The sequence below is a fragment of the Chryseobacterium sp. GTID13 genome (genome assembly GCF_056172655.1).
This window is the reverse complement of sequence record NZ_JAOCMB010000005.1, coordinates 1,284,152-1,299,519: the sequence shown is the minus strand read 5'-3', so window position 1 is coordinate 1,299,519 and position 15,368 is coordinate 1,284,152. Positions and strand designations below refer to the sequence as shown.

Here is a 15,368-nt window from a genome sequence, read left to right as displayed (position 1 = left end):
GTATTAGGAAATACGTTGTCTATTTTGGGTTGACCGGTATGGATAGTTTTTTTACTTTTGTAGGAACTACTATCACCACCTAATAACTACTATCTTACTAATGATGCATGATTCGTTTGTACATAAAGGGAAAAGAAAGATCCTCGTCGAATATTTAAGACATAACATAGGAATCTCGGATGAAAATGTACTTTCGGCAATGAATGAAGTTCCGCGACACCTTTTTATTGAAAGTATTTTTGAAGATTTTGCCTATGAAGACCGGGCATTTCCCATCTTATCACACCAGACTATTTCCCATCCTTCAACAGTAGCAGAACAGTCTGAGCTGCTGCAGGTAAAACCGGGTGAAAAAGTGCTGGAAATCGGAACCGGATGCGGATATCAGACAGCAGTTCTGTTGGCTATGAAAGCATTGGTTTATACCGTAGAAAGACAGAAAGATCTGTTTGATTTTTCCAAGAAGAAATTTCGTGAGCTGCATTTAAACCCTAAATTTCAGAGCTTCGGAGATGGTTTTGCAGGACTTCCTACCTTTGCACCTTTTGATAAGATTATTGTTACCTGTGGAGCTTCTGTACTGCCCACAGAATTATTGAAACAGTTGAATGTAGGCGGAAAAATGGTGATTCCTCTGGGGCCTACCGATGAACAGATTTTATACAGGTTTACAAAAACAACGCCTACCCAGTTCGAAAAAGAAGAGTTCGGAGCTTATAAATTTGTTCCGATGCTTGGGGACACGAACCATTAAATAGTAAAGCAGATTTATAAACCACAAAAGTCACAAAAGTTTTATTTCAATTAAACACTTTAGAATACTTTAGTTTTAAAAGCTTTACTGTCCTGAAAATAAGAAGAATACATCAGTATAAAATCAAAGATTTTTATTAAAATTTAGTGTACTTCTATACACATGGTATCCAACTTCGCAATAACTTAAGTTTTCAAAAAAGCTTTTGTAGCTTTGGTTAAAAAGTGAAATTTTTCTTTTATTTTAATAAAATTTAAGACCGCTTCGGAATAATAATTGAATTCAATTTAAAACCTAATCACTTAAATTTTTATTATTATGGATACGAATAGATTTAAATCATCACACGATTTTAGTAATATTCAGAAAAATCTGCATAATAATCCCGGATATCATGCTGAGAGCTATACCCAGCAGGTAAAGGATTATATAAATGATATGAAAACAAAGAATCAGGAACCTACCAAACAGGGCTTTATGGCTCATGCTCAGAAATCGGCAAAAGAAGTATGGGAAGAAATTCAGGAGATGGCTTCAGAAGCATGGGATAACAGCCAGGACCATTCAGAAAAAGATCAATAATTTTTAATACTTAAGTTAGAGAACCTCACTTTTAAAAGGAGTGAGGTTTTTATTTGAAAAATTTAAACACGAAATCAAAAAAGATCATGAAAGTATTTGTAAACAGAAGAATTCCGGAAGCAGGAATTAATAGGCTGAAAGAAGCAGGACTTGAAGTTTTTATTCCGGAACATGAAAACCTTTCCCATGAAGAATGGCTGATCTACTGCCAGAATCATGATGCCATTTTGAGTGTCGGTGGAGAATTTAAATACGATAAAGATTTTTTTGATCAGTGTCCGAACATAAAAACAATTGCTTTATATTCCGTAGGTTTTGACCATGTGGACATTAAAGAAGCAAACCGCAGACATATTCCGGTAGGGAATACCCCGGATGTGCTCAGTAAAGCTACTTCTGATGTTGCATTCCTGCTGATGCAGTCCGTGGCAAGAAGAGCAAGCTATAATTTCCAGAAAGTAAAAGACGGCAATTGGGGAGATTTTGATCCAATGCATGCCTTAGGACAGGAACTGTATGGGAAAACCTTGGGAATCTTAGGGCTGGGAAGGATTGGATTTGAAATGGCTAAAAAATCCCGGGCAGCTTTTGACATGAATATTATCTATCATAACCGCCATCCCAATGAAGAAGCTGAAAAACAGCTAAATGCCACTTATGTTTCTTTTGACGAACTTATTGAGCAATCGGATGTCTTAAGCATTCATGCCAATTTTACCCCAGAGCAGAAAGACCTCTTCAATGGTCCTGTCTTTGAAAAAATGAAAGATAATGCCATTTTCGTGAATACCGCCAGAGGTGGTTTCCAAAATGAAAAAGACCTGTATGAAGCACTGATTTCAAAACAGATCTGGGGAGCAGGCCTGGATGTTACCAATCCAGAACCTATGTCTAAAGAAAGTCCGCTTTTGGAGCTTTCCAATGTCTGTGTACTGCCTCATATCGGTTCAGCAACCATGGAAGCCCGGACAGGAATGGCAAAGATGGCTGCCGAAAATATTATTGCCTTCTCTAAAGGAGAAAAAATACCTTATTGTGCCAATCCGGAAGTATATTCTGAAAATTCGTAGCAGCTTGGAATTATTTTTGTTCCTTACAAATTAACCCTAAACATAAAATATCATGACACCAGAAAACAATACCAATGAACAGAACAGAAAGTTAGAAGAAATGGATTACAATCCTAATGAAGATATTTTTAACCAGGAACCTCATATTCCGCTTGATGGTGATGGAAATCCTATATTAAACGAAGAGGATGATGATAAAATAGACAAAGGCCTTGATATTCCCGGAATAGAAGAAGATGATGACATGGAGGAAATCGGCTCTGAAGATGAAGAGAACAATTATTGGAGCCTCAGCGATAACGATGATGACCACGAAGAAGAAAACGACGATGTCCTGACGTAGATTTCAATAGATAATAAAGTAACCTTACTGATTTTCAGTGAGGTTTTTTTATTTTTGAAAACCACCTGTATTCTGCAGAATATTATTCCCCTCCCTTGGAGGGGTGGATTCGACTGAAAGGAGAAGACGGGGTGGTTAAAAAACACAAAACAATGAAAGAAATACTAATAACCCACATCAACGGGGTTCCCATCCATAGGAACTTCGTAGAAAACATACCTTATAATCCACACTTAAAAATTTTACTGAAAGAAAAACGTAAGGCAGGCATTCTGGGTGAAGTTCTTTTCTGGAAAAAAGTGCGAGCCGGAACCTTCCACAATATAGATTTTGACCGGCAGAGAATTATAGGGAACTATATTGTAGATTTTTACGTGAAAACTTTAGGGTTGATTATTGAAATTGACGGCTCAAGTCATGATGAAAAGCAGGTATATGACGGAATCCGGCAGGAATATCTAGAATCTTTGGGACTTACTATCTTCAGAATTACTGATTTTGATGTGAGGAAGAATATTGGTGTTGTGATGAAGGATCTGGAGTATTTATTATTGAGCATTTCGGGACCACCCCGTCTTCCAAAATTCCATAAATTTCGGAATCCACCTCCGGAAGATGGGAGTTTTTGGTTGGCGTCTTTATTAAAGTCGGTATCTGCAAATCGTGCATCAGTAAGTTTTATATTTTTGAAACTACCCGTTTTCTGTAGAATATCATTCCACTCCTTCGGAGGGGTGGATTCGACTAAAAGGAGAAGACGGGGTGGTTAATATCAGTGTTGTGATGAAGATCTGGAGTATTTTATTATTGAGCATTTTGGAACCACCCCGTCTTCCAAAATTCCATAAATTTTGAAATCCACCCCTCCGGAGGAGGGAAACCTTTTTCCACATTACAAACAAGGCTGCAGTCTACATTTATACCCTGCAAATCATCTGCAAGCAACCTGCTTCATTAGCTATTTACCCTTTTGCCTTTTTGCCCTCCCACGATTTCGCCCTTTCCACCTTTTACTTGCCTATATTTCCTAATTTGAATATCTTTAAAACTTCAAAATTTACTCTAAACATTGAACTCAATAGCAATATGACATTTCAAGAACAGATACAGCAGGGGATTCCTGATCAGCTGCCGCAGCCTAAACCTTATGAAACCAATATCAACCATGCGCCGAAACGTAAAGAAATTTTAGGAGAGGAAGAGAAAAAACTTGCTCTGAAGAATGCTTTGCGTTATTTCGATCCTAAGTTTCATGCAGAATTGTTGCCTGAATTCAGGGAAGAGCTGGAGAAATACGGAAGGATTTATATGTACCGTTTTCGCCCGGATTATGAGATGAAAGCCAGGCCTATTTCCGATTATCCGGGAAAATCCGAGCAGGCTAAAGCCATTATGCTGATGATCCAGAATAACTTGGATTATGCGGTGGCACAGCATCCTCACGAGCTCATTACGTATGGAGGGAATGGCGCTGTGTTTTCTAACTGGGCTCAGTATCTGCTGACGATGAAATACCTGTCTGAAATGACGGATGAACAGACCCTTACCATGTATTCAGGACATCCGATGGGACTGTTTCCGTCTCATAAAGATGCACCGAGAGTGGTGGTAACGAACGGAATGATGATTCCTAATTATTCCAAGCCGGATGACTGGGAGAAATTCAATGCTTTGGGCGTTACGCAGTATGGGCAGATGACGGCGGGAAGTTATATGTATATCGGGCCGCAGGGTATTGTTCACGGAACAACGATCACGGTTCTGAATGCTTTCAGGAAAATAAAAAAGAACCCAAGGGAGGACTTTTCGTAACTTCAGGATTGGGAGGAATGAGCGGTGCACAGCCAAAAGCAGGAAATATAGCAGGCTGCGTTACGGTATGCGCAGAAGTAAATCCTAAGATTACCAAGATCCGCCACGACCAGAAGTGGGTGAACGAGATTCACGAAAACCTTGATGAACTGGTAAAAAGAGTAAAAACAGCTCAGGAAAATAAAGAAACGGTTTCCCTGGCTTACCTTGGAAATATTGTGGAAGTTTGGGAGAAATTCGATGAGCAGAATTTAAAAATAGATATAGGTTCAGACCAGACCTCGCTTCACAATCCTTGGGCGGGTGGTTATTATCCGGTTGGACAAAGCTTTGAGGAATCGAACAGGATGATGGCTGAAGATCCGGAACAGTTCAAGGAGAAAGTTCAGGAGACTTTAAGAAGACATGCTGCGGCCATCAATAAGCATACCCAGAAAGGAACTTATTTCTTCGATTATGGGAATGCTTTTTTACTGGAAGCTTCAAGAGCGGGAGCCGATGTAATGGCAGAAAATCCAAGCCTTGGAAGAGAATTCAAATATCCGAGCTATGTTCAGGATATTATGGGGCCTATGTGTTTCGATTATGGTTTCGGGCCGTTCCGTTGGGTATGTACCAGCGGAAAGCCGGAAGATTTGCAGAAAACGGATGATATTGCCTGTGCTGTTTTGGAGGATATGGTGAAAAACTCTCCCGAAGAGATCCAGCAGCAGATGAAAGACAACATTCAGTGGATTAAAGGGGCACAGGAAAACAAACTGGTAGTAGGATCGCAGGCGAGAATCCTGTATGCCGATGCAGAGGGAAGAATGAAGATCGCTGAAGCCTTCAACAATGCTATTAAGAACGGAGAGATCGGACCAGTAGTTCTCGGAAGGGATCATCATGATGTTTCCGGGACGGACTCGCCTTACAGGGAGACTTCCAATATCTATGATGGTTCAAGATTTACCGCAGATATGGCGATCCACAACGTGATTGGTGACAGTTTCCGCGGCGCTACATGGGTATCTATCCATAACGGAGGTGGAGTAGGCTGGGGCGAAGTGATTAACGGTGGTTTCGGAATGCTGCTGAATGGAACTGCAGAAGCCGACAGAAGACTGAAATCTATGCTTTTCTGGGACGTAAACAACGGGATTTCCAGAAGAAGCTGGGCCAGAAATGAAGGCGCTGTTTTCGCCATTAAAAGAGCGATGGAAGCAGAACCAAATCTGAAAGTAACACTCCCGAATTTTGTGGATGAGAGTTTGTTTTAGAACTCTTTAGATATGGAAAAACCTGCTGTAAAGCAGGTTTTATTTATTTATATAAATTGTATCTTTTTGAATAATATAAATTGGCTCTTTAAATACTTTATTTTCAATTTTTACAGGATCTGTTAATTTTAATTTTAAAGGATTTACTATTTCTATTTTTTTATTTTCGGTTTTTTGAAAAAATGAAATAAAACAAACACTAATAACCAGAACACTTAATAAAATATTTGCAATTTTAAAAGTATTATAGGAGTGAAGAACATTTGAAGCTTTGATGTTATTCAATTTTTGATTTTCGTTTATAGCATACAAATAGTCTCTTATTAATTCTTCATTGAATTCATCAAGCGATTTATCCTTAAATTTTAAAATATTTTCTGGACCAGGAAATGAATAATTATATTTTTTTACATTGTAATTTTTCAAAGCATTAATAATTGTAAGAATGTAGAAAACATATGTAAAAATCAAAATAAAAACGAATAATAGCTTAACACCAAATGCCAAGTCTTCAGATTTGTCTAATAATAGGGGAATAAATAATGATGCCAAGGAAATTATTAAACTGGTTTGAGAAATAAGTTGTGCTGTTTTAGTTTCGATATTTTCTAATCTTGCGCGTTCTTCATCTATTAAAATTTTAAGAAAATCTTTATGTTGAACCAGCTTGTTTTCACTAGAGTTTTGAATATTATTATAATCTGAATAATTATAACTAAAAGGATTAACAACATCAATTTTGGATAAACCAATACTTTTTAGAAAATCAAAAATTTTTTTCATAAACTCAACTATTTAAGAATGTAATTATACTATCCGAAATTTTTAATCCTGTATCTGTTTCTATCCAAACCCATTGTCCATTTGCATTTATTTCAATGAAATAAAATTTATTATATATATCTTTGATAATATCAATGGCACCGAATTTTAGTCCTAATGTTTTGACTAATTTCAAACATTGAAGTTTAATATCGTTGGGTAAATCATTTTTCTGAAACTTTAAATTATCTCTTCTCCAATCAATTTTTGTTTTTTCATTTTTTTGTGAATCAACTGAGGCTATAAAAATTTCATTTTCAACAATTGTAACTCTATATTCTACTTCTTTCTCAATATATTCTTGAAAAATAACAGGAGTTATTTCTAAACTATCAATGTTATCTATATGTTTTCTATTTACTAAGTTTGTAAATAGTAATTTAGTTTTATTTTCTTGCAATAATCTTGAATTCCAAAAAGGTTTTAAAATTATTTTTTCATTATTTAAAAAATAAAATTCTTTGATTTTAGCTGGGTTTGTTGATATAAGGGTTTTGGGAATATTGAATCCTAATGACCTTGCATGTTTTAATTGTAATAGTTTATTCTCTGCATTGTAAATATTATTAGGTTTACTTAACCACTTATTAGTATTAATTATATTAAATAAGTTTTTTAAAAAACTATCATATTCACTTAGTAAAAATTGTTGTTCCTCTATAGAAAATTGTGAAAAATCCGATAGCTTAGTTCTTCTGAACCAAACAGAATTAAATTCACTTATTCCATTAATATTAAAATCTAGCGAATTATCTATAATAAAATTATACTTTGGAATGTCTTCACAATTTAATCTGAAATAATTAATATTTTCATTGTTAAGCTTATTGATAATATAATCTGCAGTATAATCTTCTTTATGTGTAATTATTAAAATCATTTATCAGAATCTGTTACTTCTTGTGATTCAGTCAATGTATTAGTAACCATTAGAAAATTAATTCTATTATCTCTATCTGAATCTGAAGCTTCCGTATTGGTAAAAGTTCTGGTTTGTGTACCCATTAAAATAGTATTTCTATCTGTATCAGAATCAGATACTTCATCGTAAGTTTTTGTTAAAGTTTGAGTTGCTAGGTTAATCTTTGAAATTGCGGGCTGATTATTTTCGTCAACGGTTAGATTCAATTTTTCACAATATTTTAAATGGTCATTTTCAATAATGTTATTATTAATTTCTTCAAAATAATTTAGAACTAAATTTTTCATTGTATTTTATTTGTGGTTATAATTTCAAATATAAAAAAATAAAATTACTCACACTTACGGGAAACCGTAATCTCAAACATCCTGCTTACAACCTCCCCAATCCCTCCGAAACTCCCAAACACAAGCAAAACAAACCTCCCGACTTCTCCGGTGGTTCTAAACACTATTGTTTGCCATTTCCGGAGATCTCCATAAGTCTCCTGCAAATTGCGGGAAACTTTCGTATAGCTCCGTAGATTTATTTCGAGGTGGTTTGTAAGTAAACAACTTTTTATATATTTTGTTTTAGTTAACCAAAACACAAACAAATGAAAATTGCACTCACCAACTGAGTGCCAAAGATCTTGCGATTTTAGCTCAGAGAATTATTATCAATTCCCAATTCGCAGTCTAAACCTTTAGTATTAAAAAAGTATTATAAAGTTTCAAAAAAGATTCCCACGGATTTCACAGATCTACACAGATAATTGCGTATAATTTAATTCAATAAAGTATAACATAAACATTCGTGCAATCTGTGATATCTGTGGGAAAATAAAATTGTTCAGTATATAATAAAAAACTCAGCATATAGCTGAGTCTCATTTTTTGAACCATTAAGAAGCTTTTATTTCTATCATTTTTCGTATTCTTTCAGGAAATTATACGTAGCATCTTTTAAAGATTTTTTTAGATTATTTTTTTCGTCCCCGCCGCCGCTTTTACGGATTCCTGTGGTTTGTATTTCTTTGCTGTTGCTGATGTTTTTATAATTCACCACTGTTTTCAGGGTCGCTACAGAAAACCCGAAATGCCAGTTGATCTCCGAAATATCCGTGTCGAATACCACGGCATTTTTATCCGTGATTTCTTCGGAGTTTTCAATGAAATTGAGTTTTATATTGGTCTCACTGGCGAGCTCGTTTAAAGATAATTGGAAGGTTTCCTTTACATTGGGCTGCATCACACCGCCCAGTACAGTCCCATACATTCCCGTAAAGTTGATCTGGTTCTGACTTTTAGGATTCAGTTTGAAATAGATGGATTTTTCTGCATAGAAATTTTTATTCAAACTGTTATTTGTATAATTGTGGGAGGTTCCGCAGGCCGTTAAAGTAATTGCTGCTGTAAATAGTAAGAAAAATCTGAAAATTTTCATGGTTTGTTTTATAAAGTTTTACTGACCAAATATATAAAAAGAGGCTGTAATTAAAAAGCTTCCAACCTTTTCCCAAAACAAAGCATCTTTACTATAAAAGATCCTTATGAAAATTACCATACCTCAACCCTGTCACGAAAACTGGGCAACTATGACCCCGGAAGAAAAAGGAAGATTTTGCTCCGTATGCTCCAAAACCGTCAGGGACTTTACCATTGCTTCCGATGAGGAAATAATAAATGTTTTTTCCCGTTCCTCAGAAGATATCTGCGGAAACTTTTATGAATCCCAGCTGAACAGGAACCTGCAGTATTCTTCCCTCAATTCGGTTCTTGTAAAATTTGCGGTAGGTTTTATTCTTACTACCGGGGGATTTGTTGCTGTAAACGCACAGCATAATGTAGCCCGTGATACTTTAAAAACAGAACAATTAGAAGTCTTGCTGTACGGAGTGAAATCAAAGCCAAAGCAGGAGCAGATGGTGGCCGGAGCCCCTGTCGTGGTACAACAAAACCTTCTGGCGAATACCAAAGAAAATAAGCCGGAAGAAATGATACCAAAATCTAAGGGAATAGTGAGTAATTCAAAACCGGCAGATAATCAGCCGATAAGAATCGGAGGGGCAAATTCCAGTTTGAGGGAAGATCAAAAACCTTTAGTAGTTATAAACGGGAAAATAGTCAGTTTAAAAGATCTGCAGGAAACAGATCCCAATGCAATAAAAACCATGAGGATTCTGAAAGATACCGCTGCTACTTCAGTCTATGGCTCAAAGGCTCAGAACGGAGTGATCATAGTGACTACAAAAGGGAGATGGAAAGTAAAGAAATAATCTGGGGTTGCGGCGATCGAAGATCGCCGCAACCCCAGATTAAATTATTCCAAAAAGCAAAAGCTTATTTTTTCACCGCCGCAATGGCTGCTTCATAATTCGGTTCGTGAGAAATATCTGCAACCTGCTCTTCATAAATGATCTTTCCTGAAGGATCAATCACCACCACAGCTCTGCTCAAAAGGCCTTTCATTACAGAATCTGTGATCTCCACTCCATACGTTTTCCCGAAATCTGAACGGAAATCCGAAAGCATTACCACATTTTTGATCCCCTCCGCACCACAGAATCTTTTCTGGGCAAAAGGAAGATCTTTGGAAATACAAAGAACCACCGTATTCGGAATATTGCCCGCATCTTCATTGAAATGGTGAACAGATGCTGAACAAACCCCTGTATCTACACTCGGGAAAATATTAAGGATAACATATTTTCCTTTGTACGAATCCAAAGTTTGGTCCTTCATCGTAACGTCCGTAAGCGTAAACTTTGGAGCAGCTTTATTCACTGCCGGTAATTTGGAGTACGTATGCACAGGTTTTCCTCCCATTAGAACAATATTCTGAGCGAAACTGAATACTGAGAAAAGAAATACAGCGCTGAAAATTAATCTTGATACCATGAATTTTATTTTTAAACAAAATTATTCTTTTTTTGGCAGCCGTTTGTTAATTTTAATTCAAACAGCCATCAAATAGAGCAAATCTATCAGTCAGCTATTTTTTTACCGGTTGTAACATCTACCTTTATTCTGTAAAAGGTAAAATTTACATTCAAATTATCAAAAAACAAAAATTTATGGATTCAGAAAACAAAGCCTTATTTCAGAATATTTTTAAAAGCGAAAACGAAATTCCCGAAGAATATAAAGTTCCCGAAATTCATCAGAATGTTTATCTTCTGAATGGTGAACTTGTAGAATGGAAAGGAGAGGTTCAGAATATCTATTCACCTGTCTGTATCCCTACAGAAAACGGTCTGGAAAGGAAACTTCTGGGAAGCGTTCCCAATATTGGCCCAAAGGAAGCAATGGATGTTCTTGAAGCTTGTGTAAAAGCTTATGATAATGGTCTTGGGGAATGGCCTACAATGTCTGTGGAAGGACGCATCCAGTGCATGCAGAAATTTGTTTATCTGATGATTGAACAGCGTGACCTGGTGATCAAACTGCTGATGTGGGAGATCGGTAAAACCCTGGCAGATTCTACCAAGGAATTCGACAGGACTGTAGATTACATCAATCAGACCATTGATGCCTTAAAGGATCTGGACAGGGAGTCTTCCCGTTTCCAGCAGGCGGAAGGAACTATTGCACAGATCAGAAGGGCTCCGCTGGGCGTTGTCCTGAGTATGGGACCATTTAATTATCCTTTAAATGAGATTTTCACTACCCTGATTCCCGCCCTGATCATGGGAAATACTATTCTCTTTAAACTTCCAAAGCATGGGGTTCTGGCTCATTATCCGCTATTGAATGCCTTTAAAGAAGCCTTTCCGAAAGGAACAGTAAATACTTTGTATGGAAAAGGTTCGGAAATCATCACTCCGATTATGGAAAGCGGAAAAGTAAATGTTCTGGCTTTTATCGGCTCCAGCAAAGTGGCTAACGGACTGAAAAAACTACACCCTAAAGTCAACCGTTTACGTGCCATCCTCAGTCTTGATGCGAAGAATGCCGCAATCGTAACCAAAAATGCAGACCTTAATGTTGCGGTAAGCGAATGTATCCTGGGTGCCTTATCATTTAACGGGCAACGTTGCACAGCGTTGAAGCTGATTTTTGTTCAGAAAGAAATTGCAGAAGAATTTACTGAAAAATTAAGCGCTGCCGTTTCAGCAATGAAAGCTGGTTTGCCATGGGAAAAGGATGTAAAAGTAACGCCGCTTCCGGAAGTGAATAAGCCGCCATACCTGAAGGAATGTATTGAAGATGCTCTAGCCAAAGGAGCGAAAGTTTTAAATGAAAACGGCGGATTTACGGAAGAATCTTTTGTATTTCCGGCAGTGGTTTATCCTGTTAACAGCGATATGAAGCTGTATCATGAAGAGCAGTTCGGGCCGGTAATTCCGGTAGTTCCGTTTGAAGATATAGAAGAGCCTATTGACTATCAGGTCAATGCTTCCCATGGAATGCAGGTAAGCATTTTCAGTGAAGATCCGCAGGAAGTTTCCAGGCTGATCGACCCGTTTGTGAATCTTGTAAGCCGTGTCAATATCAATTGTCAGGCACAGCGTGGTCCGGATGTATTCCCGTTCACAGGAAGAAAAGACAGCGCGGAAGGAACGCTTTCCGTATTCGATGCACTCCGTTCATTCTCGATCAGATCCCTGGTAGCCGCAAAACTGACCGATGCCAATAAGAAATTATTAAATACAATCGTCCGGGAACATGACTCTAATTTTTTAAGCACAGATTATATTTTCTAGGCTCTTCTTTTAACTCTATTTAACATAAAATAATAATCCTCAATAAATTTCTTTATTTTTTGAGGATTTTGTATTTTCAGGCATTAAGTTTTTAGTTTTTATATTAAAAAAGTAGTATTTTGTTAATAATGTTTCTTTGCGGGTAGAGTTTATAGAATGTCTTTAATGGAAAAGGAATTTTTAGAGAAAATAGAGAAGCATAAAGGTGTTATCTTCAAGATCTCTAAAATGTACATGGACGATCAGGATGATCAGAATGATCTTTATCAGGAGATCATTTATCAGGCCTGGAAATCATACGGCGATTTCCAAAGGAGAAGTGACTTCTCAACATGGCTCTACAGAACTGCACTTAATACAGCAATCGTATTTCTTCGTAGCGAAAAAAACGTAGTTTTATACAAAATCAGGGCATAGAGAATCTTGTTGTTCCGCAGGAGTCCTATAATGATACGGATGACAGGAATATGAAGTTGATGTATGAAGCTATCCATCAGCTCAGCCCTATAGATAAAGCACTGATCTTTTTCTTTTTGGAAGATTTTTCAGGTAAGGAAATTGCCAGCCAGTTGGGGATAACTGAAGTGAATGCCCGTGTAAAACTGAACAGGGCTAAAGCAAAACTGAAGGAAATTATCGAAAAGCAAAGAACAAATCGGATTTAAAACAAAACAAATGGAGTTAGAAAATTTTAAAGAACTTTGGGACAAGGATAACAGGCAGGATCTGCCTGAGATTTCTTTGGAGAAGCAGGGCGAAATTCATTCTCCCATGCAGATGCTGAAGCTCAATATGCAAACGGAATTCTGGCTGATGCTCGTCACCCTGCCAATGCTTCTTATAGGGTTTCCATATGCTTCCGGTGATAAGAATATCATTATTATATCAGGTTTTGTAGTGGCCCTCACACTGGCTTTTATCATCTATTTCTATTCCCGTTTTCTCAAACTTTACAAAATACTCTGTAAAAGCGGGATTAATACCAATTATGATCTGTTTAACCTGAAAACGCAGCTCCTAATATCAAAAGAAATCTATATTTCCTACTATATTTCCTATATTCCTCTTGCTTTCCTGTTATCCCTTATCCAGATCAATTTTCATTTTGAGATAAAATATAACCTAGCGATTTTCGGAGTCAGCTTTCTCATTACCCTTATGCTGGTGTGGTTTATTATAAAATATTGGATATATTATATGTATGGCAGATACATAGAAGATGTAGTACGCCTTGTAGATGAACTGAACGGTGTGGAAACAGGTCCTAAAAAAGTACGGGGAAATTCATGGTTTGAACGTTCTCAGAAATTCTTTATCAAGAAGTTCGGGCTAAAGGGAAATATCCTGAATACGGTCCTGTGGTTTGTTTCGGTATATATATTTATTATTGCATTTTTAACAATTGTCCTGGTGCTTTTCATAGTCATTGGAGTGAAGCTGCATTTCATTGATATCTATTCCCTTCAAAAGGCTTTAAATAATTTGAATTAAAGATTTAATCCAAAATATCAACCTAAAAACCGGCAATCGTTTGCCGGTTTTTTATTGGTTACGGACTTACAGATTTCCACAGATGTTTATGTTATTAATAAGGTTTTTTATAAGTGCTAAATAAAATAAGAGCATCAGAATTTATTTTTTAATGTATTTTTTCCCTAAAAAAGTGTAACATTTTCACTTTTATTCTACTAACTGTCATAGGCAGGGAAAATATCAGGCTCATATTTATGGTTGCCAATTTTAACTGACTGTTCAATTTTAGTAGAAATACTTCGTAAGTAATTATTAATTAGAGATTATTTCGTTACAAAGAATCTGGTTCATAGACAGATGTGGAGTAGAGCTTAAAAAAACACACAATCAGCCCGACAGGAAATTTCTGTTGGGTTTTTTAATGTCTTTATATAAGCATTTTAAATAGAGGTCAGAGTTGTTCAGAAATTTTATTTATAAAATATGTGTAACAATTTTTTACATTTAAAACTAACTCTATAGAGCCCGAAACCATGAACTCATCAGAGCAGGAATTTTTAGAAAAGATTGAAAAGCATAAAGGAATCATTTTCAAGATTTCTAAAATGTATATGTCCGAAAAAGACGACCGCGATGATCTTTTTCAGGAAATTACTTACCAGCTCTGGAAAGCCTATCCCCATTTCAGAGGAGAGAGTGAATTTTCTACCTGGCTGTACAGAATTGCACTCAACACTGCTATTATCTTTCTGAAATCCGAGAAAAGAAGAAGCTTTATTTCTAATGAGGATTTTTCCGGATATAAAATTGCTCAGGATGATTACGACTATGGAAAAGAGGAGAAATTAGCTAAAATGTATAAAGCAATCCGGCAATTGAACCCCATCGATAAAGCTTTTATTTTTTATTATCTGGAAGATTTTTCGGGAAAAGAAATTGCAGAACAGATGGGAATTTCCGAAGGCAATGCAAGAGTGAGAATGAACCGCGCTAAAAATAAACTGAAAGATATTTTGAATAAGTCATAATTTTAAATCAGCACCCATGAATATAGACGAATTAAAAAATGTGTGGAATGACGATGTTTCCCAGGAAACCCCTGAAATAAGTATTGAACAGAGAAATAAGATCAATCTCCCTCTGGAGAAAATACGTAAAAATATGCGTATGGAATTTTGGTTTGTGATCGGAGTTTTTATATTTGCATTTATAGTTTGTGCTTTCTGCAGACCGTTTAAACTTCAGTTTTATATCACTGTTCTTGTGGCATCAATGCTCGTTGTCACGATCTTCTTTTTCAGTAAATTTTTTAGGCTTTACAACGATATCAGCAATCCGATGCTCAAAACCTATGATTCGTTAAAGGATCTGGTTATGCAGGTCAATCTCAATAAGCAGTACTATTTATCTTATTATCTGAGTTTTGTACCTTTTATTGTCTGCGAAATGATCATTGTAATAGAATTCATACCGTGGCCACAGCCGATGAGCGAAACGAGAATTGCCGTGATTCTCATAAGCTCAGTGATCATAGGTCTTTTTGTGCTCTTTATCTCCGGAAAATTCTGGTTTTACCGTTACTACGGAAGATATATTGTGCATATTGAACAGCTTTTGAAAGAATTAAAAAGATGAAAACAGTTTAGG

At 36.4% G+C, this 15,368-nt stretch carries 15 protein-coding genes and 2 pseudogenes; 12 read left to right on the top strand and 5 right to left on the bottom strand.

Annotation, left to right across the window (positions count from 1 at the left end; translation table 11 throughout):
- The first annotated feature begins 103 nt into the window (after positions 1 to 103).
- The 6 genes and pseudogenes from N4G44_RS12410 (at position 104) to N4G44_RS12385 (ending at position 5,820) form a co-directional block, all read left to right on the top strand.
- Positions 104 to 754, top strand: a complete 651-nt coding sequence (locus N4G44_RS12410; protein WP_474928336.1) for a protein-L-isoaspartate(D-aspartate) O-methyltransferase — start codon at positions 104 to 106, stop codon at positions 752 to 754.
- Positions 755 to 1,072: 318 nt separating this feature from the next.
- Positions 1,073 to 1,336 (top strand): prevent-host-death protein, encoded by a 264-nt coding sequence (locus N4G44_RS12405; RefSeq protein ID WP_474927327.1) that lies wholly within the window; start codon positions 1,073 to 1,075, stop codon positions 1,334 to 1,336.
- An 86-nt stretch (positions 1,337 to 1,422) separates the two neighbouring features.
- A complete protein-coding gene (locus tag N4G44_RS12400; RefSeq protein WP_474927325.1) occupies positions 1,423 to 2,406 on the top strand; it encodes a 2-hydroxyacid dehydrogenase in 984 nt (327 codons plus the stop codon).
- Between the two features lie 52 nt (positions 2,407 to 2,458).
- On the top strand, positions 2,459 to 2,749 hold the full coding sequence (locus N4G44_RS12395) for a hypothetical protein (RefSeq protein WP_474927323.1): 291 nt from the start codon (positions 2,459 to 2,461) through the stop codon (positions 2,747 to 2,749).
- A gap of 152 nt (positions 2,750 to 2,901) precedes the next feature.
- Positions 2,902 to 3,519 carry an endonuclease domain-containing protein gene (locus tag N4G44_RS12390; RefSeq protein ID WP_474927322.1) on the top strand — a complete coding sequence of 206 codons (618 nt, stop codon included), beginning with the start codon at positions 2,902 to 2,904 and terminating at the stop codon, positions 3,517 to 3,519.
- Positions 3,520 to 3,835: 316 nt separating this feature from the next.
- A pseudogene (locus N4G44_RS12385) lies at positions 3,836 to 5,820 on the top strand (urocanate hydratase).
- 39 nt (positions 5,821 to 5,859) lie between these two features.
- Here the strand turns inward: N4G44_RS12385 and N4G44_RS12380 are convergent.
- The 4 genes from N4G44_RS12380 to N4G44_RS12365 form a co-directional block, all read right to left on the bottom strand.
- Positions 5,860 to 6,603, bottom strand: a complete 744-nt coding sequence (locus N4G44_RS12380) for a hypothetical protein (protein WP_474927320.1) — start codon at positions 6,601 to 6,603, stop codon at positions 5,860 to 5,862.
- A gap of 4 nt (positions 6,604 to 6,607) precedes the next feature.
- On the bottom strand, positions 6,608 to 7,522 hold the full coding sequence (locus N4G44_RS12375; RefSeq protein WP_474927319.1) for an MvdC/MvdD family ATP grasp protein: 915 nt from the start codon (positions 7,520 to 7,522) through the stop codon (positions 6,608 to 6,610).
- Positions 7,519 to 7,851: a hypothetical protein gene (locus N4G44_RS12370; protein ID WP_474927318.1), complete on the bottom strand. Its 333-nt coding sequence runs from the start codon at positions 7,849 to 7,851 to the stop codon at positions 7,519 to 7,521. Before N4G44_RS12370 ends, N4G44_RS12375 begins: the two co-directional genes overlap by 4 nt.
- Positions 7,852 to 8,467: 616 nt before the next feature.
- Positions 8,468 to 8,989, bottom strand: a complete 522-nt coding sequence (locus N4G44_RS12365) for a hypothetical protein (RefSeq protein WP_474927316.1) — start codon at positions 8,987 to 8,989, stop codon at positions 8,468 to 8,470.
- Between the two features lie 106 nt (positions 8,990 to 9,095).
- Between N4G44_RS12365 and N4G44_RS12360 the strand changes: the two genes are divergently transcribed.
- Complete coding sequence (locus N4G44_RS12360; RefSeq protein WP_474927315.1) at positions 9,096 to 9,821, top strand: TonB-dependent receptor plug domain-containing protein; 726 nt, start codon at positions 9,096 to 9,098, stop codon at positions 9,819 to 9,821.
- A 64-nt stretch (positions 9,822 to 9,885) separates the two neighbouring features.
- Here N4G44_RS12360 and tpx read toward each other — a convergent pair whose 3' ends face one another.
- Complete coding sequence (gene tpx / locus N4G44_RS12355) at positions 9,886 to 10,443, bottom strand: thiol peroxidase (RefSeq protein ID WP_474927314.1); 558 nt, start codon at positions 10,441 to 10,443, stop codon at positions 9,886 to 9,888.
- A gap of 176 nt (positions 10,444 to 10,619) precedes the next feature.
- On the opposite strand from tpx, the gene N4G44_RS12350 reads away from it, so the two are divergent.
- The 5 genes and pseudogenes from N4G44_RS12350 (at position 10,620) to N4G44_RS12330 (ending at position 15,356) form a co-directional block, all read left to right on the top strand.
- Positions 10,620 to 12,248, top strand: coding sequence for an NADP-dependent glyceraldehyde-3-phosphate dehydrogenase (locus N4G44_RS12350; RefSeq protein WP_474927313.1), 1,629 nt, complete (start codon positions 10,620 to 10,622; stop codon positions 12,246 to 12,248).
- 156 nt (positions 12,249 to 12,404) lie between these two features.
- Positions 12,405 to 12,913: pseudogene (locus N4G44_RS12345) on the top strand (RNA polymerase sigma factor).
- A 10-nt stretch (positions 12,914 to 12,923) separates the two neighbouring features.
- Positions 12,924 to 13,739, top strand: coding sequence for a hypothetical protein (locus tag N4G44_RS12340; protein WP_474927310.1), 816 nt, complete (start codon positions 12,924 to 12,926; stop codon positions 13,737 to 13,739).
- Positions 13,740 to 14,254: 515 nt separating this feature from the next.
- Complete coding sequence (locus N4G44_RS12335; RefSeq protein WP_474927308.1) at positions 14,255 to 14,749, top strand: RNA polymerase sigma factor; 495 nt, start codon at positions 14,255 to 14,257, stop codon at positions 14,747 to 14,749.
- A 16-nt stretch (positions 14,750 to 14,765) separates the two neighbouring features.
- The gene (locus N4G44_RS12330; protein ID WP_474927303.1) at positions 14,766 to 15,356 is read left to right on the top strand and encodes a hypothetical protein; all 591 of its coding nucleotides are present in this window, start codon (positions 14,766 to 14,768) and stop codon (positions 15,354 to 15,356) included.
- Positions 15,357 to 15,368 lie beyond the last annotated feature (12 nt).